This window comes from Cryobacterium sp. 10C3 (genome assembly GCF_034314285.1).
Lineage (GTDB): Bacteria > Actinomycetota > Actinomycetes > Actinomycetales > Microbacteriaceae > Cryobacterium > Cryobacterium glucosi.
In genome coordinates this window covers 3,837,014-3,858,757 of sequence record NZ_JAVIWF010000002.1, presented here as the reverse complement: position 1 = coordinate 3,858,757, position 21,744 = coordinate 3,837,014, and the positions used below count along the sequence as shown (strand labels likewise).

The 21,744-nt window shown below is 68.7% G+C and carries 17 protein-coding genes and 1 pseudogene; 3 read left to right on the top strand and 15 right to left on the bottom strand.

Annotated elements, in window-relative coordinates:
* Positions 1-60: 60 nt before the first annotated feature.
* The 12 genes and pseudogenes from RGU41_RS19315 to RGU41_RS19260 all read right to left on the bottom strand — a co-directional run bounded on the left by RGU41_RS19315 (position 61) and on the right by RGU41_RS19260 (position 15,316).
* Entirely contained in the window at positions 61-522 is a 462-nt protein-coding gene (locus tag RGU41_RS19315) for a prepilin-type N-terminal cleavage/methylation domain-containing protein (RefSeq protein WP_322137148.1), read from the bottom strand.
* 136 nt (positions 523-658) lie between these two features.
* Positions 659-1,035 (bottom strand): annotated as a pseudogene (locus RGU41_RS19310) (type II secretion system F family protein).
* A complete protein-coding gene (locus RGU41_RS19305) occupies positions 962-1,888 on the bottom strand; it encodes a type II secretion system F family protein (protein WP_322137147.1) in 927 nt (308 codons plus the stop codon). The pseudogene RGU41_RS19310 and the gene RGU41_RS19305 overlap by 74 nt, the downstream one beginning before the upstream one ends.
* A complete protein-coding gene (locus RGU41_RS19300) occupies positions 1,888-3,717 on the bottom strand; it encodes a PilT/PilU family type 4a pilus ATPase (RefSeq protein ID WP_322137146.1) in 1,830 nt (609 codons plus the stop codon). Before RGU41_RS19300 ends, RGU41_RS19305 begins: the two co-directional genes overlap by 1 nt.
* A 30-nt stretch (positions 3,718-3,747) precedes the next feature.
* Entirely contained in the window at positions 3,748-5,421 is a 1,674-nt protein-coding gene (locus tag RGU41_RS19295; protein WP_134449871.1) for a GspE/PulE family protein, read from the bottom strand.
* Between the two features lie 160 nt (positions 5,422-5,581).
* On the bottom strand, positions 5,582-7,786 hold the full coding sequence (locus RGU41_RS19290; protein ID WP_322137145.1) for a hypothetical protein: 2,205 nt from the start codon (positions 7,784-7,786) through the stop codon (positions 5,582-5,584).
* The gene (locus RGU41_RS19285) at positions 7,783-8,418 is read right to left on the bottom strand and encodes a response regulator (protein WP_241987385.1); all 636 of its coding nucleotides are present in this window, start codon (positions 8,416-8,418) and stop codon (positions 7,783-7,785) included. Before RGU41_RS19285 ends, RGU41_RS19290 begins: the two co-directional genes overlap by 4 nt.
* A 151-nt stretch (positions 8,419-8,569) precedes the next feature.
* Entirely contained in the window at positions 8,570-9,289 is a 720-nt protein-coding gene (locus tag RGU41_RS19280; RefSeq protein WP_134449868.1) for a thymidine kinase, read from the bottom strand.
* Between the two features lie 390 nt (positions 9,290-9,679).
* Positions 9,680-10,714: a hypothetical protein gene (locus RGU41_RS19275; RefSeq protein WP_322137144.1), complete on the bottom strand. Its 1,035-nt coding sequence runs from the start codon at positions 10,712-10,714 to the stop codon at positions 9,680-9,682.
* Complete coding sequence (locus RGU41_RS19270) at positions 10,711-11,991, bottom strand: sensor histidine kinase (protein ID WP_322137143.1); 1,281 nt, start codon at positions 11,989-11,991, stop codon at positions 10,711-10,713. The genes RGU41_RS19275 and RGU41_RS19270 overlap by 4 nt, the downstream gene beginning before the upstream one ends.
* Before the next feature lie 153 nt (positions 11,992-12,144).
* Complete coding sequence (locus tag RGU41_RS19265) at positions 12,145-13,728, bottom strand: Rv2578c family radical SAM protein (protein ID WP_322137142.1); 1,584 nt, start codon at positions 13,726-13,728, stop codon at positions 12,145-12,147.
* A gap of 115 nt (positions 13,729-13,843) precedes the next feature.
* Positions 13,844-15,316 (bottom strand): malate:quinone oxidoreductase, encoded by a 1,473-nt coding sequence (locus tag RGU41_RS19260; protein WP_322137141.1) that lies wholly within the window; start codon positions 15,314-15,316, stop codon positions 13,844-13,846.
* Positions 15,317-15,484: 168 nt separating this feature from the next.
* On the opposite strand from RGU41_RS19260, the gene RGU41_RS19255 reads away from it, so the two are divergent.
* A complete protein-coding gene (locus RGU41_RS19255) occupies positions 15,485-16,483 on the top strand; it encodes a glycoside hydrolase family 6 protein (RefSeq protein ID WP_322137140.1) in 999 nt (332 codons plus the stop codon).
* Between the two features lie 85 nt (positions 16,484-16,568).
* The gene (locus RGU41_RS19250) at positions 16,569-17,816 is read left to right on the top strand and encodes a winged helix-turn-helix transcriptional regulator (RefSeq protein ID WP_322137139.1); all 1,248 of its coding nucleotides are present in this window, start codon (positions 16,569-16,571) and stop codon (positions 17,814-17,816) included.
* Between the two features lie 54 nt (positions 17,817-17,870).
* Here RGU41_RS19250 and RGU41_RS19245 read toward each other — a convergent pair whose 3' ends face one another.
* Entirely contained in the window at positions 17,871-18,359 is a 489-nt protein-coding gene (locus RGU41_RS19245; protein WP_322137138.1) for a hypothetical protein, read from the bottom strand.
* Positions 18,356-19,810, bottom strand: a complete 1,455-nt coding sequence (locus RGU41_RS19240) for a glycosyltransferase family 2 protein (protein ID WP_134449862.1) — start codon at positions 19,808-19,810, stop codon at positions 18,356-18,358. Before RGU41_RS19240 ends, RGU41_RS19245 begins: the two co-directional genes overlap by 4 nt.
* A 118-nt stretch (positions 19,811-19,928) precedes the next feature.
* On the opposite strand from RGU41_RS19240, the gene RGU41_RS19235 reads away from it, so the two are divergent.
* A complete protein-coding gene (locus RGU41_RS19235; RefSeq protein ID WP_322137137.1) occupies positions 19,929-20,540 on the top strand; it encodes a hypothetical protein in 612 nt (203 codons plus the stop codon).
* Between the two features lie 40 nt (positions 20,541-20,580).
* On the opposite strand, the gene RGU41_RS19230 is transcribed toward RGU41_RS19235, so the two are convergent.
* Complete coding sequence (locus RGU41_RS19230; protein WP_322137136.1) at positions 20,581-21,738, bottom strand: diguanylate cyclase; 1,158 nt, start codon at positions 21,736-21,738, stop codon at positions 20,581-20,583.
* Positions 21,739-21,744 lie beyond the last annotated feature (6 nt).

Here is a 21,744-nt window from a genome sequence, read left to right as displayed (position 1 = left end):
AGACAAAATCGCGGTGGGCGCTGCTGTCGCAACGCCCGCCGCGATCTGGCTACATCGTGCCTACGGGCAGGTAGGCGCGGCGGCCGAGATTGCCGGCGCCGTAGTTCCGGACACCATCCCGAAATTTCCATTAGTTGCTTTTGCGATGATGCAGAACTTCGCGGGTGCACCGGCGGCTGCGGCTGTGACCGTCAGGGCAGGCTGCGTCGTGTAGTTCGCGGTGTTCACGGTCACCGTTCCAGCAAGATCCGTAGCGATGTTGGCCGGGAGGGACTGCGTCGCGGACGTGCTCTGGAAAGCGATCACGGCGGTCTTGAGGCCGTCGAGGTCAGCCTTCATCGCGCTGTCCTTGGCGTTGCTCTGGACTCCCAGGTAGACCGGGACTGCGATCGCGGCGAGAATGCCGATGATGATGACGACGACGAGGAGCTCGATCAGGGTGAAGCCCTTTTCGTTCTCGTCGAGCTTCTTGCGGCGGAGGTTGAGGGCGTTGAGCGCGCGAGTGACCACTGTGAGATCCATTCAGTTAGGTGTGGAACCGGCCATCGGGCCCGATCGGACTCCAAGCGTATTTGCAGGGTCTTTTCAGCGGCGACCCATGAATGAGGGGTATTGCATGCAATCGCACCCCCAGTACGAGGGCGGATCGCGGCGTGTCCTATTTGATCGCGCCGGCGAGACTGAAGATCGGCATGTACAGGGCGATGACCATTCCGCCGATCACGACCCCGAGGAAGGCGATCATGAGCGGTTCGATCGCGGCGGTGAGCTGCTCGGTGGACGACTCGACCTCCTGGTCGTAGAAGTCGGCGATTTTGTTCAGCATGGTCTCGAGAGAGCCGGCGTCCTCACCGACGGCGATCATCTGGGTAACCATCGGGGGAAAACGGGCTGTGCCAGGAGTGGTGCCGAGATCGACTGGCCCTGGCGCACGGACTCGGCTACCTTGACGAGCGCGTTCTCAATCACCCAGTTTCCTGAGGTCTCGCCCACGATCTTGAGTGCCTGCAGGATCGGTACGCCGGCGCCGATCATGTTCGCGAAGTTGCGGCTGAACCGGGCCACGGCGATCTTCTTCAACAGGCTGCCGAAGACCGGCAGCCTGAGCATGGATCGGGTCCTTGACTCGACGCACCCGTTCGGTGTTCTTGTTCCGGCCCCACCAGATGCTGAACGCGACGCCGCCTACGACGAGAACGGGCACGACATAGATCATCGAATGGGACACGTTGACGAGAATCTGAGTCGGGAGCGGCAGTCCGCCGCCCAGGCCCTTGAACATGTCGTCGAAGATCGGAACGATGAAGATGAGCATGATCAAGACGGAGACGAGCGACATGATCAGTACAATCACCGGGTAGGTCAGTGCCGACTTGATCGTCCCTCGCAGCTTGACTTCCTTTTCGAAGTTCGCTGCGATGGACTCGAGGGCCCGGTCCAGGAAGCCGCCGGTCTCGCCCGCCCGCACCATATTGATCATGATCGGCGGGAAGTCACGACCGTGCTTCGCAAAGGACTCGGAGATCGAGACGCCGGTCTCCACGTCGTCGCGCACCTGCTTGAGGATCTTGGCGAGCGGCTTGCTCTCGGTCTGTTCCGCGAGGATGTTAAGCGTGCGGAGCAGGGACAGTCCGGAGCCGATCATCGTCGCCATCTGACGGCTCATGATCGCGAGGTCCTTGAGGCCGACGCCCTTCGTGAAACCGGGGATATTGATCTCGCGATTCAGGCCGGTGCCCTCGGCGGAGACCTTGATCGAGACGGGCGAAATACCCATGGCGCCGAGGCGCGAGGCCACGGCCCCCTCGCTCGCGGCATCCAGTTTGCCCTTGACGGTCTTGCCGTTGTTGTCGCGACCGACGTAGGCCCAGGCTTGCGCGGTCGACATCAGCGCTGCGGGATGGAGTAGGTGTCGCCGTAGTCGACGCCACCGCTGCCCATAGTCCGGGACGAGTCGTCGGTCGTCGTGTCGGCGCGCTTGATCAGCTGCTGCAGGCTCTCCACGTCGTGGGCCTTGTCGAGGGCCGCCTGGCGGGTGATCTGGCCGGAGTCGACGAGGTCGGCGAGGTGCTGGTCCATGGTGTGCATGCCCTCGCCGCCACCGGCCTGCATCATCGACGTGATCTGGTGGGTCTTGCCCTCGCGGATGAGGTTGGCGATGGCGGGTGTCGTGACGAGGATCTCGGTCGCGACCACGCGGCCCTTCTGGTTGGCGCGCTTGACGAGGGTCTGGCAGACCACGCCGCGGAGGGTCGCCGCGAGCTGGGTACGGATCTGTCCCTGCTGGTGCGGCGGGAACACGTCGATCATGCGGTCGATCGTCTGGGCGGCATCCTGGGTGTGCAGGGTCGCGAAGACGAGGTGGCCGGTCTCGGCGGCGGTCAGGGCCACCGAGATGGTCTCAAGGTCGCGGAGCTCGCCGATCAGGATGATGTCGGGGTCCTGGCGCAGCACATGCTTGAGCGCGGCGGCGAAGCTCTTGGTGTCGTGGCCGACCTCGCGCTGGTTGACGAGCGACTTCTTGTGCTTGTGCAGGAACTCGATCGGGTCCTCGACCGTGACGATGTGGTCGGGCCTCGTGCTGTTGGCCAGGTCGACCATCGCGGCGAGGGTCGTGGACTTACCCGAACCGGTGGGCCCGGTGACCAGGACAAGACCGCGGGGCAGCAGCGAGAATCGGCCGACGGACTCGGGCACGCCGAGTTCCTTGAGCGGCTTGATCTCGCGCGGGATGAGCCGGAAGGCTGCACCGATCGAGTTGCGCTGGTGGTAGAAGTTCACTCGGAACCGGGCGCCGGCGGCGGTGTACGCGAAGTCGAGCTCGCGGTCGTCCTCGAATCGTGCGAGGTCTGCGGGCGAGATGATGCTCTCGAGGGCCGTCCTGACTTTCTCCGGCATCCAGGCCGGGAGGCCCTCGATCGGGCGCAGGGCGCCGTCGATGCGGATCGTGGGCGGGGCGCCGACGGTGATGTGCAGGTCGGATGCCTCGAGCTCGAGCACGAGGTGGAGGGCGTCGATCAGGTCCTGGTCGGCGGGGCGGCCGTCGGGGCCGACGTGCACGGGGGAATGCGGGCGGGCGCCTTCGGTGTGGGTCTCCGGCTCGGCCTGGATCGCGGCGCGGCGACCGGCCGGGCGCGCGTTCTGCGAGACGTACGGCTGCGGCGGGGTCAGCGCCGGGTCGGCGACCCGTTCCTGCTCGGCGGCGGCAGTGGGCACAACGAAGGGAACGACGAAAGGTGTCCCGGTGGGCGGCTCCATCGGCTGCGTGCCCAGGGGAGTGTGCGGTGCGGCCACCGGCTGCGGGAGCGTGTACGGGGCCGCTACCGGGAGCGGAAGCGTGTAGTCGATCGCGGAACGGGGCGGTCCGGCCTGGTTCACATCGATGTCGTCGAGGTCCTCGTCAGCGGATGCCGCCGGGGCCGCGAATCCCTGGAGGGGCGCCGGGGCGAAATCGGGTTCGGCGCGACGGACGCTGCGGCGTTCGAAGCCGTGGCCGCCGGTTTCGTCGATTCCGGCGCCGCGACGTTCGGCCGCCGCGCTGTCGACCGCGGCCTGGAGGCGTGCGGTGCGCTCGGCCGCGACCTGCTCGGCCGCGGTGCGCTCGGCATCCGCCTTCTCGAGGGCAGCGCTCTCGGCGGGGCCGGCCGCGATCTGGTCCCACCAGGAGACGTTCTCTCCCGGCTCGACGGCCGGAATTTCATAGATGGGCTTGTCCATGCGTTCTTTCCTTTCGGCATGCGACGAGCGCTATGCAACAACTCGCAGAATCTCTTCGATCGAGGTCAGGCCCATGCGGACCTTCTCCCAGCCGTCATCACGGAGGGAAATCATTCCCTCCGACCGGGCGGCCCGGCCGATGTCCGCGCTCGAGGCGCGGTCGACGGCGAGCCGTTCAATGTTCTCGGAGACCGTCATGACCTCGTGCACGGCGAGCCGGCCTCGGTACCCGGTCTTCGAGCAGTTCTGGCAGCCGATGGGCTGGTAGAGCACCGGCAGCGGCTGGGTCGGGTCGAACCCGAAGCGCAGCTGGTTCAGGCGCTCGACGGTGACCTCTGCGGGGGCCTTGCAGCGGTCGCAGAGGCGGCGGGCGAGGCGCTGGGCGACAACGCAGTCGAGGGCGGAGCCGACGAGGAAGGGCTCGATACCCATCTCGGTCAGGCGCGTGATCGCACTCGGCGCGTCGTTGGTGTGCAGGGTCGAGAGCACGAGGTGGCCGGTGAGCGACGCCTCGATGGCGATCTGCGCGGTCTCGTGGTCGCGGATCTCGCCGAGGAGCACGACGTCGGGGTCGCTGCGGAGGATGGACCGCAGCGCGCTCGCGAAGGTGAGCCCCGCCTTGGGGTTCACCTGTACCTGGTTGATGTCCTTCATCCGGTACTCGACGGGGTCCTCGACCGTGATCACGTTGATCTCCGGGCGGGCGACCGAGTTGAGCGTGGTGTACAGGGTGGTCGACTTGCCGGACCCGGTCGGGCCCGTGACGAGGATCATCCCGTAGGGCTTCGTGTACGACTTCCTGTACGCCTCGTAGTTGTGCTCGAGCAGGTTGAGGTCGTGCAGGTCCATCGTCGTCGAGGAGTTGTCGAGGATTCGCATGACGATCTTCTCGCCCCAGACCGTGGGCAGGGTCGCCACGCGGAGGTCGATCTGGCGGCCGGCGTGGCTGACCGACATCCGGCCGTCCTGGGGCTTCCGACGCTCGGCGATGTCGATGTCGCTCATGATCTTGAGGCGCGAGATGACGCCGTTCTGGATGCTCTTGGGCGCCCGCTGCATCTCGTGCAGCACCCCGTCGATGCGGTACCGCACCCGCAGGTTGTGCTCGGCGGGCTCGATGTGGATGTCCGAGGCCTTGTCCTGGATAGCCTGGCTGACGAGGAGGTTGACGAAGCGCACGATCGGGGCGTCGTCGTCGAGCGAGTCGGAGACGCCGAAGGCCGATGCGGCCTCGACGGTGGCCTGCTCGTCCTCCATGGTGGTGGTGAGGTTGCTGAGCTCGTCGTCGGCGCGGTGGTAGCGGGCGATCGCGGCGAGCAGGTCGTTCTTCTCTGCGACGACGGGGATGACCCGCATCCGTGCGGACTCGCGCACGTCGTCGATCGCGAACACGTTGCCGGGGTCGACCATGGCGAGCACGAGGCGGCCGCCCTCGATCGCGATCGGCAGCACCTGGTGCCTGCGGCTCATTGCCGGGGTGACGAGGGCGACGGCGAGCCGGTCGACGGGGAAGTCGATCAGTTCGACGAAGGCGAGGCCGGCCTGCTCGGCGCGGGCACGGGCGAACTGCGCCTCGGTGATCACCCCGGAGTCGACGAGTGCACGCACGGCGCTTTCGTCGGCCGGGTCACCGGCCATGAGGGTGTCGAGCTTCTCGATCGGCAGCAGCCCGTGCAGGATGAGAATCTCGGTCAGTGAAGCCACGTGATCCTCCCCCGCCGGCTGAAGCTGCAGAGAACCGCGAGCGCACGCAGCAAATCTATCCACGCCCGGGAAAGTTGGTAACGCCCAACGCTAACCCCGCATTCGAGTCCGGGACAGACCCACGATCAGGGGGTGCGGAGCTTTCCGACCGGCGAAACCGTCAGCATCCGGGTGCCCGTGGACTCGACGACGAGGGAAGCGACGTCGTCACGGCCGGGCGGGAGGAGCCGCGCGGTGAGGCGACCGGCGTCGAGCAGATCGAGCTGGCCGGCGACGATGCCCGCGACCGCGGCGAGCACCTCGGGGGCCGTCCGCCGGAGTCGTCGAGCAGGGTGACGTCGACGCCGCGGAGCCGTGCGGCGCGGGCGGCGGTGATCACGGGTTCGACGAAGAGCGTCCTGGCCCGGATGGCGTCGCGCAGGGTGGCCTCGACGATGAGGCACTCGGCGCGGAGCGGCGGATCGAGGTCTTCCCCGCCGGCCAGGCGCTCGAGGGCAGGCCGGGCGAGCGCGTTCACTCGGGCGAGTTCCGATTCCCGTTCGGTGACACCCGCTTCGGCGCTCGCGGTCGTCGCGATGGAGACCGCGCGCTCCCGGTTGAGCACGGCGAGGGTGCGGGTCGAACGGGTGAGCCCAACGGCGAAGACCGCCCCGGCGAGCAGGGTGGCGGCGTGCCGCACCACGAGGGTGAGGCCGTCGGCGACGCCCAGCCCGTTCAGAAGCGCCCAGCCGAGGCCGACCGCGACGAGCAGGCCGTAGCCGGCCCAGGCCGGACCGGGACGACCGCGGGTGGCGAGCAGGACGAGCAGCAGGGTGACGGCGCCGAACGCCCAGTGCGCGAACGGCTGGGCGGATGCCGGGGCGACGACTGCCGAGGCGAGCGCGGCCCCCGCGGTGGCGAGCAGGATCACCACGACAGGGGCCCGGCGGGGAATCGGGTCGGGGACGATGACCAGGAGCCACGCCGCGGCGGCGACGATCAGGAGCAGGCCGAGGGCGGTGAGGGGCCGGCCTGCGGCGGGGCCGGGGTCTCCGAAAGCGAGGAGCAGGTGCACCGCGGCGAAGACGGTGAGGAGGACGAGGGCGAGGCTCCGCGGCAGGGTGACGAGCAGCGGGATGGCTGCGGGCGTTGCCGGGGTTCCCGGGGCGACCGGCATGGCCAGTGTCGTCGCCTCCGGCGTCCAGGAGACCACGACCTCGGCGCCGGCGCCCGGCCGCGACCAGACCGTGGCCGCCCCTCCCGCCACGCGGCGCATCCGCTCGACGATGCTGCGGGCGATGCCGAGGCGTTCGGCCGGGACGCCGGCGGGATCGAAACCGACCCCGTCGTCGCGGACGGTGATGCGGAGGCCGGGGCCCTGCATCCGTGCGGTGACGCTGCGTTGCACCGGGCGGTCAAGGCCGACCCCCGCAGCGACCCGGGAATTGCGCAGGGCCTCGCCGACGGCGCCGAGCAGGGCCGTCGCGGCTGCGGCCGTCACTACTGAGCGGTCGTCGAGGTCGGAGTTGACGACGGCGTCGGGCGTGATCTGCGCGGCGAGGGCTTCGAGTCGTCGGGTCAGTTCCGGGCCGGGGACGAGCTGCCCGGGGGCGCGGTCCCTGACCGCGTCGAGGCGCACGAGGGTGGTGGCGGCGTGCTCGGCGAGGGCTGCGGCAGGAATGCCGCCGCGGCCGGCCATCAACAGGGTGGAGATGACGCTGTCGTGCACGAGCGCGTCGATCGCCACGCGCTCGCGGCTGCGGGCCACTCCCGCCGCGGCGGCAGCGATGTCCGCCCGGGTGGCGACCGTCGCAGCGTCGACCCGGACGGCATTGCGGCGGGCCGCCATCATCAGCCCGAGGAAGACGCCGACGAGGAGCATCGAGTAGACGGCGTCTTCGAGGCCGACGAGGACCGGCCGGGGATCCGTCGATGTCGCGGCGCGGACGAGGCCGCTGAGCGCGCAGACGACGACGAGATAGGCCCAGCCCACGCGGTCGCGGGTGGCGACGCCGACGGCGAGGACGGGCACCCCGGTGAAGGTCAGGGCCCAGGGGATGTCCGCGCCGGCCGGGAGCGGGGTGGCCCGGAACGACAACCAGAAGACGAGGATGGCGAGGAACACGACGCCCTCGGCGAGCGCGATCCGGCGCAGCAGTCTCAGCGACGCCCGCCGGGAGAGCACACCGAGCGCAACGGGCAGCCCGAAGACGAGGGCCCAGATCAGGATCGCGGGAAGGGGTCGCGGCGCCCAGACCTGACTGAGGAAGGAGCCCAGGCTGAGGAGGCAGAACACCACCGCGGTGGGACCGATCGACGTATAGAGCACCCGGGCGAGGCGCTCGGCGGCGGTCAGGCCGGCGAGCGGGCGCCGGCCGCGCCTCACGGCTGGCCGGGGACCGGCAGGATGCCGTCTTCGAGGGCCCGCTTGTACAGGTCGATCTTCGTGTTGGCCGGGCGCCCGACGCGCTGGTATTTCGAACGGACCCGGCGGATGTAGTCGATCACGGTCGCCTCGGCGAGGCCGGTGCGGGCGGCGACGAGCGGGGCCTTCGCGCCGGCCGCGTAGAGGGAGAGCACTTCGCGTTCCCGCGGGCTGAGCCCGGCGTCGTTGAGCTCGGGGTCGCCGTCGAGGGCGGCAGCCCACTCGGTCGAGGGGATCGGCTCCCCGGCGGCGGCGCGGAGCACCGCGTCGAGCAGCACCGCCGTCGGTTCGGACTTGCGCACCACGCCGAGCACCCCGCTGCGGGCGGCCGTGCGCATCAGCACGGCGTCGTCGCCCGCGGTGAAGGCGAGGACGGCCGAACCGGCGGAGCGCAGCCGGTCGACGTTGTCGCCGACGGCCGAATCGTCGGACAGCCGCAGGTCGAGGATCACGAGGTCGACCGGGTGGCTGGCCTGCGCGGTCGATTCGAGCAGTTCGGTCACCGAAGCGACCGTTGCGACGACCTGGATCTCCGGGAGCGCCCCGAAGAGGGCGGCGAAACCGCGCGCGACGATCTCGTGGTCATCGATCAAGGCAATGCGATAGCTGGGCACGAGAAACTTTCGGTCAGGCCGTACGGGGACGGCGCCTGCGGTGCGGTGAAGCTGGATGGTGTTCCTGCCGCCGGCGTGCGTGTTCGGGTGCCACCGGAAGTGACGGCTTTTCGACGGTGATGTGCTGGTCCTAGGGTGAAACCGGGGGAACGCGCCGGGGGGCATGTGGGGCGCTCGCAGTCTCGCCAGGGACGAGGTCTTCTGGAGAGACAGCCGGGCGCCCCCTCCCCTCGTTCATGGCCCGATGGCCGAGGCGCCCGCCGCTCTCCTCGAGGTAGCAGGAGCCGCACAGGGACTCATAGGTGACGAAGGCCCCGTCGATCGCGACCTGGTCGCCAGCGAAGACGAAGCGCCCGTCGATCTTGCGGCCGTTGAAGACGGCCTTGCGCCCGCAGCGGCAGATGGTCTTGAGTTCTTCGAGGCTGTGCGCGATCTCGAGCAGGCGGCGGCTGCCGGGGAACGCGACGGTCTGGAAGTCGGTGCGGATCCCGTACGCCAGGACGGGGATGTTCTCGAGGATCGCGATGCGGAGCAAGTCGTCGACCTGGGCCTCGGTGAGGAACTGCGCCTCGTCGACGAGGAGGGCGCTGACGTCGAGCCCGTCGCGGGCGACGACCTGAGCGCGGTGCTCCTGGAAGAGGGCGTAGGCATCCGTCTCAGGGGTGAGCAGGAAGTCGACGCCGCGCGTCACGCCGAGGCGCGAGAGGATGCCCCGATCACCTTTGGTGTCGACAGACGGCTTGGCGAGCAGCACACGATGGCCGCGCTCCTCGTAGTTGTATGCGGCCTGGAGCATCGACGTGCTCTTGCCGCTGTTCATCGCTCCATAGCGAAAGTACAGTTTTGCCACGGTACCTGGAATCCCCCTCTGCGCCACCCGGCGCGTTCGTCTGCCCCGGGTCAGTTCAGCGTACTGGGCGTGCGACGCGTCGGCGTTCGGGGCCGTGTTCCGCGTCGAACTCGAGCGTCATGAGCGGACGACGACCGGATGCCCGGCTCGTGGAGACGCGTACCCGCCCGAACACCACGTGCAGGACGCCGAGGTAGGGCCGCAGCAGGGCGCGAACGGCCCGGGCGGGCAGGTCGATGCCGACCTGGATCGTGACCTGGTCGAGCCGGGGGGCGGATGCCGGGGCGCCGGCGCCCGGGGGCGTCTCGCGCCGGGGTCCGCGGTCGGGGATCGTGCGGAGCGGGGAGGTGCTCAGCGGGATCTCGGACGTCGTGGTGAGCGGCGACCGGGTCAGGGCCGGCCGCGGGGACCCGGTGCCGCGGAACTCGTCGCCCGCGGTGACCTGAACGACGAGGCTGCAGGGGTCGAAGCCCGGCGCCGAGCAGAGGGCGCCGAGCAGGGCCGCGGTCGCGGCGCGCTGGTCGGTATGGAAGGCGGCGGCGCGGCGGTCGGGATCGGCGACCACGAGCAGCGGGGTGATGCCGCGGGCCAGGAGTGCCGCGCGCTCCTCGCGATGGCCGCGTCGAGCCAGGTCTTGTCGAGCTCGCGAAGGAGCGCCTTGCGCACGTCGGCGGCGAGCGCACCGGCCCGGGTGATGTCGGCCTTGGTGATCTCGCCGCGTTCGAGGACCTCGGTGAGCAGCGGGAGCACGCCGGCGGCGAGTTCGGTGCGCTGCTGCTCGACGACGGCCCTGACCACGCGGGCCCTGGTCTCCTCGGTGCGCTCGATGATCGCACGGCGGGCATCCGTCTGCCAGGCCAGCAGTGAGCCGACGAGGCGACGGGAGTAGGCGGCCCCGGCGAGCGCGGGAGCGAGGACCTGGGTGACCGCGACGGCGGCGAAGACGACGGGGGCGACGTCGATGGAGTGGAAGGGCGCCTGCACCCAGGTCACCGCGGCGACGACGAGCGCGAGGACCCCGGCGGAGGCCGCGATCTGGCGCCACGGTCGGTAGGGGGCGAGGCCGAGCAGGAGAAGGCCGATCGCGACGGGACCGAAGTCGTCCTGGATCAGGGCGTTGTGGTTCCAGCGCGAGGCCTGTTCGAGCAGGTAGGCGGCGAGGGCGAGCACGGCGATGGCCACGTGCGCGGCGGCGCGGAACGGTGCGTTTCTCGGGCGGGAGGCGAGGACGAGCAGGATCGCGGCGAGGGTGACGGCCGCGATCGCGAGGGAGCCCAGGAGCGCGTTGCCGGTCTGGCCGGCCTGGGTGATCGTGGCCGTGACTGCGGAGACCGTGACGATCGCGGCGATCGCCGGCGCGAGTGGCCACGCGGCGAGGGCTCCGAGCGGATCGAGTTGTTGCTGGGTCAGGGAGCTGCGGCTCATAGCGGCCAGCCGATCCCGGCGTCGCTCGCGGTGTCGCCGGCCGGATCGGATGCCGGGCCGCTTGCCGCACCGGTGCCGGGCCGTTCGACGGCGTCGCCGGGAGACGCAGGCACCGTCAGGAGCACGGAGGTGCCTGCACCGGGACGGGTCATGATCGTGACAGAGCCGCCGAGGCGCTCGATCCGGCGGCGCACCGCCTGGCGAAGGCCGAGGCGGTCGGCGCCGGTCTCCGATTCCGTAAAGCCGCGGCCGGCATCCATCACCATCACCGAGAGATCGCGGTCGGTGGATTCGATGACGACCTCGGCGGAGACGATGCCGGCGTGCAGGATGACGTTGATCAGGCACTGCTGCACGGCGAGGCCGAGCTCGCGGTCGGCGACCGCGTCGAGGCGGCCGAGGGCGGCGCGCTCCCCCGTGACCTCGACGACGAGGCCGCGGTCACGGCAGCGTTCGATCGCGGAGTAGACGGCACTGTCGAGCCAGCCGTCCGGTCCGGAAAGTCGCTCGTCGGAGTCGGTGAGCCAGCTGGTGCCGTGCAGGGTGTCCACGGTCTCACGGATGCCTGCGGCCAGGTGCGGGCCGAGTGGCCCGGGGTGGGCGTGCACGAGCGCGACAAGCTGGTTGAGCGTGGTGTCCTGGCTGAGGGCGACCGCGCGCACGTCGAGTTCGTGCCGCAGCAGCCGGGACTGGTCCTCCTGCAGCGCCCGGTGCATGGCGAGCTGGACGGGACGGTGCCTGCGCCGGCCGAGGCCGCTCACGAGCATCACCCCGACGAGGAAGAGGTACGTCGACACCGTGAACGCATCGGGGTGATAGGGCACCCCGGTTTCGAGGGCGGCGAGGACGGTCACGGTTTCGGCGAGGATGAAGCCGGCGGTGCCCCAGAGCACGCCCACGAGGGCGCCCGTTCCGACGCCGCCGACCATCAGCAGCGCCATCTTCGGCATGGACACGAGAAAGACGTCCGAGCTGTGGAAGAGCTCGGGCAGCCCGAGCAGGGTGACGCTGACGACGTAGGTGACGACGGAGCCGACGAGAAGGTAGGCGACCGAGAGCAGCACGGTGCGGTGGCGGGACAGGAGGAAGAGGAGGATCGCCATCGAGAGGATCCCGATCAGGCTCACGCCGATCTGCGCGCTCGGGTGGCTGATGCCGAGAACGGCGATCGAGACGAGGGCACCGACCAGGCAGGTGAGGCCGAACCAGTGCGTGGCCTGGGCCAGGGCACGCCCGACCGAGGTACCGACCAGATGGTCGGGGAGGCCTAGGGTCATTGCCGCTCCGTTCTCCGTCGATTATCGCATCCGGTGGAGTCCTTCTGGCGTGAAGGGTCGCGAATCGAGGTTCGCGTGGGCGTTGAACGTCGATCTGCGACACCTCAGCCGGGGCGGGGGCGCAGCGAGGCATCCGCTGTGCGGAGCCGCAGTTCAGAACAGGGTCGGGTGCAGCTCAGGTGGGAGCTCACCCGCAATGAGTAACCCCGGGCCGGGCACGGGCTCGCCAGGGAACGCAGGGACGGCGGGCGCGGGGCGGGCGAGCGCGCGGGAGCGGACGCCGCCGGTGACGGGATCCTCGAGCCCGTGCTCGAGCCCGTGCGCCCGGATCAGCGGCTTGATCCGGAGCGCGAGCCATTGCCGGTAGCCCTTGGGTGCGTAGGCGTTACGACCGTAGAGCTCGTGGTAGCGGGGCACGAGGTCGGGGTGGTCCCTCGCGAGCCACTGCATGAACCAGTCGCGCACCCCCGGCCGCAGGTGCAGCGCGGTGTACATCACGTCGGAGGCCCCGGCAGCCTTCGCCTGGCGGAGGGCGTCGTCGAGGTGCGCCCGGGTGTCCGTGAGGAACGGCAGGATCGGCATCATGAACACGGAGCAGCGCAGGCCGCGCTCCCGGATGGCGGTCACCGTGGCGAGGCGCGCCGCCGTGGATGGGGTGCCCGGCTCGACCGCTGACTGCAGCTCGTCGTCGTAGATCGCGATCGAGAGGGCGAGGTCGACCGGCACGAGCGTGCTCGCCTCCACGAGCAGATCGAGGTCGCGCCGGATCAGGGTGCCTTTGGTCAGGATCGAGAGCGGGGTGCCGGAGTCGGCGAGCGCCGCGATGACGCCCGGCATCAGCCGGTAGCGACCCTCTGCACGCTGGTAGGGATCGGTGTTGGTGCCGAGCGCGACGGCGTTGCGCTCCCAGGCGGGCCTGGCGAGCTCCTTGCGGAGAACCTCCGCGACGTTGACCTTCACGATGATCTCGTTGTCGAAGTCCTTGCCGGCGTCGAGGTCGAGGTACGTGTGCGTGTTGCGGGCAAAACAGTTGTGGCTGATGACCCCGTTCGCAATGAAGTCGCCGGTCCCGGTCGTGATGTCGATCATGTCCATCGTGGTCCCCAGATCCTCGACGGACACGACCTGAAGCAAAGCCGCGGACTTCACGGCTGCACCGGCGATGGACAGCTTCCGGTCAATGGCGGGCCCTACGAGCCCGAAACCCATGAGTTTGTTGTTCTCGGTCAGGTAGGGACGTTGACCGTCCCCGCGCATGGCGCGGGTGACGAACTTCCACCCTCGCTCGGTGAGGAAGCGGTGGTCTCCGCTGGCCACGAGCTCGGTGCCGTCAGCGAGGATGACGCGGTAGCCGCGCTTCCGGGTGTCCCAGGAAGCGAGCACTGTGGTCTGCACATACCGCCGGTAGGCGCCGACGGTCTCCGTGCCCATGATCGCATCGCCAACCCTGACCTCCCAGAGTGGCTTCTGCCGTCCGTCGGCCATCAGGATGAGCGTTTCCGGGCTCAGGCAGTATGTGCACGCATGGGAGCAGCCTCGGTAGGGGTTGATCGTCCAGCCGAACGGCATGGCACTCTGGCCGGGCACCCGGTTGAGCGCGGACTTGGCCAGGATCTCGTGGAAGGTGATCCCCGCGAACTCGGGGGTGCGCACGCTCCGCACCAGGTTGTTCAGCCGGGCAAGGCCGGGAAGCGCGCCCGCTTGTTCCGTCGTGAGTTCCTGCCCGCTCCACCGCATGCATACATTCGAACACACGTTCGATACTTGCGCAAGGGTGACGCGGCATCCGCCCTCACCGATTCGACGGAGATCGTGCCCGACTCCGTCGGATCGGTCAGGGGTTGGGGATCGGTCAGGGGTTGGTGAGGTGCAGGGTCGCGGCGGTCGCGGCGAGGGAGGCTGCGGCGCGGGCGGGGTCGTCCGACAGGGTCGTGCCGAGGCTCGGGATCAGTTCGCGGAGTCGCGGTTCCCAGGCCGGGTACTGCTCGGGGAAGCAGCGCTTGAGCAGGTCGACCATGATCGGAGCCGCGGTCGATGCCCCGGGGGATGCCCCGAGCAGGCCGGCGATGCTGCCGTCGGCCGAGGTGATGACCTCGGTTCCGAATTGCAGCACTCCGCCCTCCTTCGGGTCCTTCTTCATCACCTGGACACGCTGGCCCGCGGTGATGAGCTCCCAGTCGGCCATCTTCGCCGTCGGCATGAACTCCTGCAGGGCCTTGAGCTTGACGGTGCGGGACGCGAAGACCTCGCCGAAGAGGTACTTCATCAGGCCGACGTTGTGCCGGGCGACGGCGAGCATCGGGCCGATGTTGTGCCCACGGACAGAGAAGGGGAGGTCGAACCAGGTGCTCGACTTGAGGAACTTGGGGGTGAACCCCGCGAAGGGCCCGAACAGTAGCGAGGCCTCCCCCTCGACGTGGCGGGTGTCGAGGTGCGGGACCGACATCGGCGGGGCGCCGACGGCGGCCTTGCCGTAAACCTTGGCCTGGTGCTGGGCAACGACCGCGGGATTGGTCGTGCGCAGGAACTGGCCGCTGATCGGGAACCCGCCGAAGCCGCGTGCCTCGGGGATGCCGCTTTGCTGCAGCAGGGCGAGCGCGCCGCCGCCGGCACCCACGAACACGAAGCGGGCCTTCACCGTGCTGGGGTGCCCGCCGACGAGGCGCCGGAGGTTCAGCCGCCAGGTGCCGTCCGTCAGCTTCTTCAGGCCGGTGACCTGCTGGTTGACGTGGACGCCGACACCCTTGGCTGCGAGGTCGTCGAAGAGGTAGCGGGTGAGTGCGCCGAAGTCGACATCGGTGCCCGAGGCGATCCGGGTCGCGGCGATGCGCTGGTTCTTCGGGCGGTTCTTCGTGAGCAGCGGGGTCCAGGTGCCGATGACGGCCGGGTCTTCGCTGTATTCCATCCCGTGGAAGAGCGGCTGGTCCTTGAGCGCCGCGAACCGTTTGCGCAGGTACTCGACGTTGGACTTGCCGTGCACGAACGTCATGTGCGGCGTCGAGTTGATGAACTTCGTCGGTTCGGGCAGAACGCCGTCGATAACCAGGGACGACCAGAGCTGGCGGCTGATCTGGAACTGCTCATTGATGCTCACGGCTTTGTCGGCGGTGACGCTTCCGTCGCTCGCCTGGGGCATGTAGTTGAGCTCGCACAGGGCAGCGTGACCGGTCCCCGCGTTGTTCCAGGGGTTCGAGCTCTCCTGGGCGACCTCGCCGAGGCGCTCGTAGACCTCGATACTCCAGTCGGGCTGCACCTGTTTGATCAAGGTGCCGAGAGTGGCGCTCATGACGCCGCCACCAATAAGTACGACATCAACCTGCGCCATTGGATTCACACGTTCGAGTGTAACGCCGCGCGCACGGGCGCCTGACCGCGCCCGATACCGCCGATCACCCCGGACTGGGGGCGAAATGGGACACCAAAACGGAACAAAGATCCGTCAGACGATACTCCTGCGTAACATATCTGTATAACCCCCCGATAGGGTGGGTTCGTGCATTCGTCCGGCTCGCGTACAGGTCTCGTCCTCGGCATCATCGCCCTGGCGGTGCCCGTGCTTGCCCTCGGCACTTTCGTCAGCGCTTTCGCCCTGCAGGTACCCGGAGGTCAGACCGTGAACCCGCTGGCGACCACCTCGTTCTACGTTAATCCGTCCTCCTCGGCGGCGCAGGCCGCAGCGGATGCAGCCGAAAGGTCCGGGGCGACCTCGGCCGAGGCGACGGCGCTGGGCCGGCTCGCCGCCCAGCCCGCGGCGATCTGGCTGACGCCGGAGAAGTATCCGCTCGACACGGTCGGCGAAGAGGTCGCGACCATCACAGATGCCGCGATGAAAAACGGGAAGACGGCCGTCTTCGTTCTCTACGGAATCCCCAACCGGGACTGCGGCAACTTCTCGGCCGGCGGACTCTCGGTGCTCGAATACCCCGGCTGGGTGCAGGCGATCGCGACGAGCCTGACGTTGCGCGAGGCCGTCGTGATCCTCGAGCCCGATGCCCTCTCCCTCGCCACCCAGTGCAACAACGTCGAGGAGCGGGTTCACGAGGTGCACACCGCGGTCGACCTCCTCGCACCCACGCGCGCAACGGTCTACCTCGACGCCGGCCATTCCGAATGGATCGCCCCGTCCGCGATGGCCGGGCTGCTCAACCGCTCGGGCATTGCCTCCGTGCGCGGTTTCGCGACGAACGTGTCCAACTACATGGACTCCGCGGCCGAGCACGCGTATGCACAGCAGGTCTCCGACCTCACCGACGGCGCCCACTACGTGATCGACACCTCCCGCAACGGTGCGGGCTCGAACGGCGAGTGGTGCAATCCCCCCGGCCGCGCCCTCGGCGTCCTGCCCTCCGTCGTCTCGAACCAGGGCGCCCAGGATGCGAACCTCTGGATCAAGCAGCCGGGCGAGAGCGACGGAACCTGCAACGGCGGCCCCACGGCAGGGGACTGGTGGAACGCCCAGGCACTCGCGCTCACCAAGGCCGCCGGATGGTAAGCCCCGGTGCCGCCGGCACTCCCTCGACAGCACACCGTTCATTGTTCGTTTTCGGTCGCAGGCCGAAGCAGCTAGGAGATAGATCATGGAAACAACGGAGAGTGAGCGGCGCGTTGCTGTCATCATCGAGGACGACGACGATATCCGTCATCTCCTCGAGGCCGTGCTGACCCAGGCCGGTTTCGACGCAATCGCGACGAGCAACGGTGTCGACGGCGTGCGCGCGGTGCGGGCGTACGACCCGATCGTCACGACCCTCGACGTGAGCATGCCGGGTATGGACGGCCTCGAGACCGCGAAGCGCATTCGCGCCTTCAGCTCGACCTACATCGTGATGCTCACCGCGCGCGACGAGGAAATCGACACCCTGCAGGGCCTGGAGGCCGGCGCAGACGACTATATGACCAAGCCGTTCCGCCCGCGCGAATTGCGCGCCAGGATCGACGCCATGATGCGTCGTCCCCGTCAGGCCCTCGTCTCACCGTCTTCGACCTATGCGGATGCCCCGTCTGCGGACGCTTCCGACGACTCCGGCTTCCCGGCAGCGCCGGCCGAGTATGCGACCTCAGAGCACGCCACCACCGACTACGCGCAGGCCGCATCCGCGCCGGAATACGCGCAGGGCCCTCCGGTCGAGTACCCGCCGGCCGCAGCGGCTCCGCACTACCAGCAGCCGCCCGTTGCGCAGCCGACGACCTACCAGCAGGCCCCGCAGCGGCCGCGGGCACCGCAGTATCAGCAGGCGCCGCCCGCGCAGTACCAGCAGGCGCCACCGCAGCAGGCCGCGCCGCCCGTGCAGTATCAGCAGGCCCCACCGCCCGGATACGTCCCCGGGCCGTCTGGCTGGGTCCCCGCCCCGGTCGAGTATGCGCCGGCGCCCCCGCAGGGCTGGGCGCCCGCCCCGACGCCCGAGGCTCCCCCGGTGGCCCAGCTGCAGGCATCCGCCCCCTCGAACGCGCTCGCACTCATCGCGCCGCAGCCCGCCGTTCCGGACGCCGCGGACTGGATGGAGCACAACGGCCTGCGCCTGAGCCCGGAAATGCGTCTCGCGGTACTCGGCACGGCGGAGCTCGACCTCACCCGCACCGAATTCGACCTGCTCGCCGCGTTGCTCGACTCCAAGCGCCGCGTGCGCAGCAAGGCGGACCTCGCGCTCCTCCTGCGCGGCGAAAGCTACGTGACCGCGTACTACGTGAACGAGGCCGACAAGCGTGCCGTCGAAGCGCACATGGGCAACCTGCGCCGCAAGCTCGGCGACAGCCTCACCACCCCGCGCTGGCTCGAGACCGTGCGCGGCGTAGGTTACCGGCTGGCGGCTTCCGAAGACGACTGAGGCCCGGCACTCCGCCGGAATGCCGCAGGGGCGGGCCTGAGGCTCGTCCCTGTTTCAGTGAGCGTGCGTGGAGGGGAATTCCCAGCGCCGCGGCTGAACTGCACGGTCGCCGAAGTGGGACTGCTGCTCATACTGAGCCTGCTGTTGCCCTTGTTGAGCCTGCCAGGCCTTCTGGGCGCGCTCGGCGTCTTCTGCCCTGGTCGTCAGCACGGCGAGCTCGGCGCAGGTGGCTTCGCCCACCTCGACAAGCCGCCGCATGTGTTGCAGGCAGCCCGGCAGATCATTGCGCGAGAGCGCACTGTGCACGAGGGCAGCGGTCGCTTCGAGCACGACGGCTCCCACCATCGTGCTCGTCGAACGGATGCTGAGGAGGACGACGTGCGCCTCTTCCAGGTCAGGCCGGGCGAGGGACTCCGCAAGCCGTTCGGCCCGGCTGGGCCAGAGGGCGACGAAGTCGCGCAGGAATCGGTGACGCAGCGAGGTATCGCCGCCCACCTGGTTGAGCAGCGTCTCGAGCGCCCCGTCTTCGAGTAGGGCGATCACACCCGGTAGCCCCGGTGACGCTTGACGAGTGTGCCGAACATGGTGAGGGTCTGGATGATGGTGGTGACGCCGAGGATCGGCCAGCCGATCCAGAGGACCGTCGACTGCGCCACCACGGGCAGCTGCAGCCAGATGAACACGAGCGCGGCGAAGAAGGCCGTCGCGAAGATGAGCGGGAAAAGGAAGGCGTTTCCGGAGCCGCGCTCTGCCTTGGCCTGCTCCGCCCAGTTGTCGACCTGCTTGTTGCTCGCGAACTTCGTCCAGGCCCTGAGGAAGTGTCCGATTCGCACCCACATGTAGATCTCCGCGGGGAACCAGGCCAGCGCGAAGAAGAAGTCCCGCCCGTTGCGGTTCTTCATCGACCAGGCCGTGCGGAAGTTGAGCAGCAGTGCGACGAGCGGCGGGATCAGCCAGACCGGGCTGAACACGAAGGCGCCGATCGACAGGGATGCGGCGAGCAAGATGATGAACAGACCACGGGTGACGATGTTGACGGCCATCGAGAAGTTCTCGATCCAGCGGAGCCGGAGGTTGGGGTGGAAGGGCTGCCCCTTCGTGTCGCCGCGCTGGCCGGGCCACATCAGCTCGATGGCGCCGAAGTTCCATTTGACCTGCTGGGCGTCGAGGCCGCGCAGGGTCGTCATGCCGCCGACGTTGGCGCGGGCCTGGGCGCTGATCTTGGTCAGGTAGCCGGCGCTCTTGATCTGCAGGGAGAGGAGGGAGTCCTCGACCTCACTGTCCTTCACCCACGGAGTGGACTGCTTGCTGTCGATCATGACTTCCTGGAGGGTCCGGATCGAGAAGATCGAGAACTGCCCGCCGAGGACGGCCATGTTGCGGCCGCGGAGCATGTTCTGCATGTTGAAGGCGGCGAACTGGGTGCGCTGGCCGGCGATGAGGAACTTACCCATCGTGCCGTCGATCTGGCTGTCGTCGATGCTGTAAATGGCGGAGATGCCGCCGACGCGGGTGTCGGAGGAGATCTCGGCCTCGAGGTGCCAGACCGCGCGGGGGTCTGCGGTGGTGTCGCCGTCGACGCCGAGGAGGTAGTCGCAGCCCTCGATGAGCGAGAAGCCGTAGTTGAGCGCACCGACCTTCTTGTCCGGGTTCTCCCCGATGTCGTGGACGAAGATCTCGGTGAACTGCTCGACACCGTCGGTCATCCGCATGTGCGGGCCGGCGTAGTGGCTGGCGATCTCGACCGTGTCGTCCGTCGTGTTGTTCACGACGACGTGGATCACGTCGGGAAGACGGGTCTGGGCGAGCAGGGAATCCAGGACTGAAGCGATGGAGTCCGCTTCGTTGTACGCAGGAACGATGCACCCGATGGTCGGGCGGAACACGGGCAGAGCGTCGACGATTTCCGTGAAATCGTTCGCGTAGGCCGCGAGGGAAGGGTCAACCGGGGGCTGCGCCTTGACATACGGGGAATTCTGGGGGTTCTCGTTCACAGGTCTTACTCTCCCATCCGAACCGCAACTTTTGCCACACCCCCGGTCAAGGTCTCCGCAAGATAAGCTCAAGCGCAGCCCCCTGTTCGGGCTTGAACCACGATCCACGGGAGTCCTCATGCCTGCTCGTTCCCTCTCACGAGTGCTTGCCGCGCTCGGTCTGGGTCTTCTGCTCACAGCGTCTCTGAGCGGATGCGGCCAGGCACCCTGGTCGACGGGTCTCGCCTCGAGCACGCCGACGGCCACCTTCTCGGTGGCCCCGATCATTCCGGTGATCAATGACCTCGCGACCGGTTCGACGACCCGCAACCTCAAGGCCGGCGATGTCACCCTCGCCGTGAACTACTGGTCGACGCTCAACATCGGCGAATGGACACCCGCCGCGAACAAGCCGATCAGCTTCTCTCTGATCGGAACCCTCGGAACGGACGACGGCCAGGCCGTCTACCTCTCCCGGGTGAGCGTCGCCGCGTCCGTGAAGGGCCCCAGCGGCCCCCTGACCGCCCCGCCCGCCTCGGTCGACCAGGCCTCGATCGCGCCCGGCTACCTGATCAAGACGCCGTACAGCTACAGCCAGACGTTCATCCTGCCCGCGGTCGACCCCGCTGCGACGAGCATCACGCTCGCATTCACCTACGAGGTCCTCGTGCAGTCGACGCCGACCTCGGCGGCATTCGCCAAGTCGACGGCGAGCGACGAGATCACCGTCGCGCTCACCCCCGCCGGATAGCCGCCGGTCGGCCGGCTTCCGCGACTCGGTCCGTCGGGTCTCAGGCCGCTTCGGAGACGACCGTGATGTCGTTGCCACCGCCGCGCTTGAGCGTGCGGATGGCCTCGGTGACGGCCGACGTGAGTACGCCGAGCTCGTAGCCGTGGTCGAAGGTGTCCGCGATGGCGAAACTCGCGGTCAGGCGGATGCGATAGGAGTCCGTGACCGGTTCGTCGACGAGCGCGGTCTGGATGCGTTCGGTGATGCTCCGGGCCTCCGTGGCGGACGAAACACTGACGAGAATGAGGAAGCTGCCGGCGGCGGGGTGCCCGATCAGGGCCATCACGGGCGCGCTGTACCGCAGAGTCTGGGCGAACCGGGCGATGGCCGCGTCACCTGCGGCGCGCCCGAAGGCGGTGTTGATCTCCGGGAGGTTGTCGATGTCGGCACCGATCACGGCGAGTCCGAGCTGCCAGCGGTCCGCCCTCTCGATGTGGTCGGTCGCCGCCTGCACGAAGGCACCCGACGTCATCACTCCCGCCGCAGAGTGGATGCCATCGGTGAAGTCCCCGACGGCGTTGTTGCCGAGCTTCTCGGCGCGGAGGATCGAAATGGCGATGGAACCGACCACGATCAGGGACATGTTGACGATCGACGCAGATCCTGTTCCGAAGAACCGGGAGAAGTCCGGGTGGTCGTGGCCGAGCACGATCAGGGCGACCACCCGCGCCGATGTGTAGACCGTCAGGATCCAGAGGCTCAGACCCAGAATCCTGCCGTTGATGTTCCTGCCGAGCCTGCCCCGCAGCGCCTCAGAACCGGCCAGGGCGCCGAAGGCGGCCATGGCCGCCCAGGTCACCCCTGAGGCGCCCCAGCCGTCGCCGCCCGGCGCCGTGACGAGCGTCCAGATCGCGACGACCGCTCCGGCCGCTCCGACGGTCCACAGCAGGGACTCCCGCGAGTTGTAGAGGCGGGAACCGCTCCAGAACGCCCCGGACAGCACGACGAGGCCGACGTTGCCGACCACGAGACCCCACCAGTTCGATGCCCCGATGATCGCCACACCGTAGCCGAAGGCCACGGCGATCCCTGCGATGAAGGCGAGGCTCCAGAGCTTGCCCGCCGCGTCATTGCGGTTGAGGGCCGTGTTCAGGATGAACGACACCCCGCAGAGCACGACGATGAGCGCGCTGACGATAAAGAGCGTGGTCGAGTCCAAGTGCTG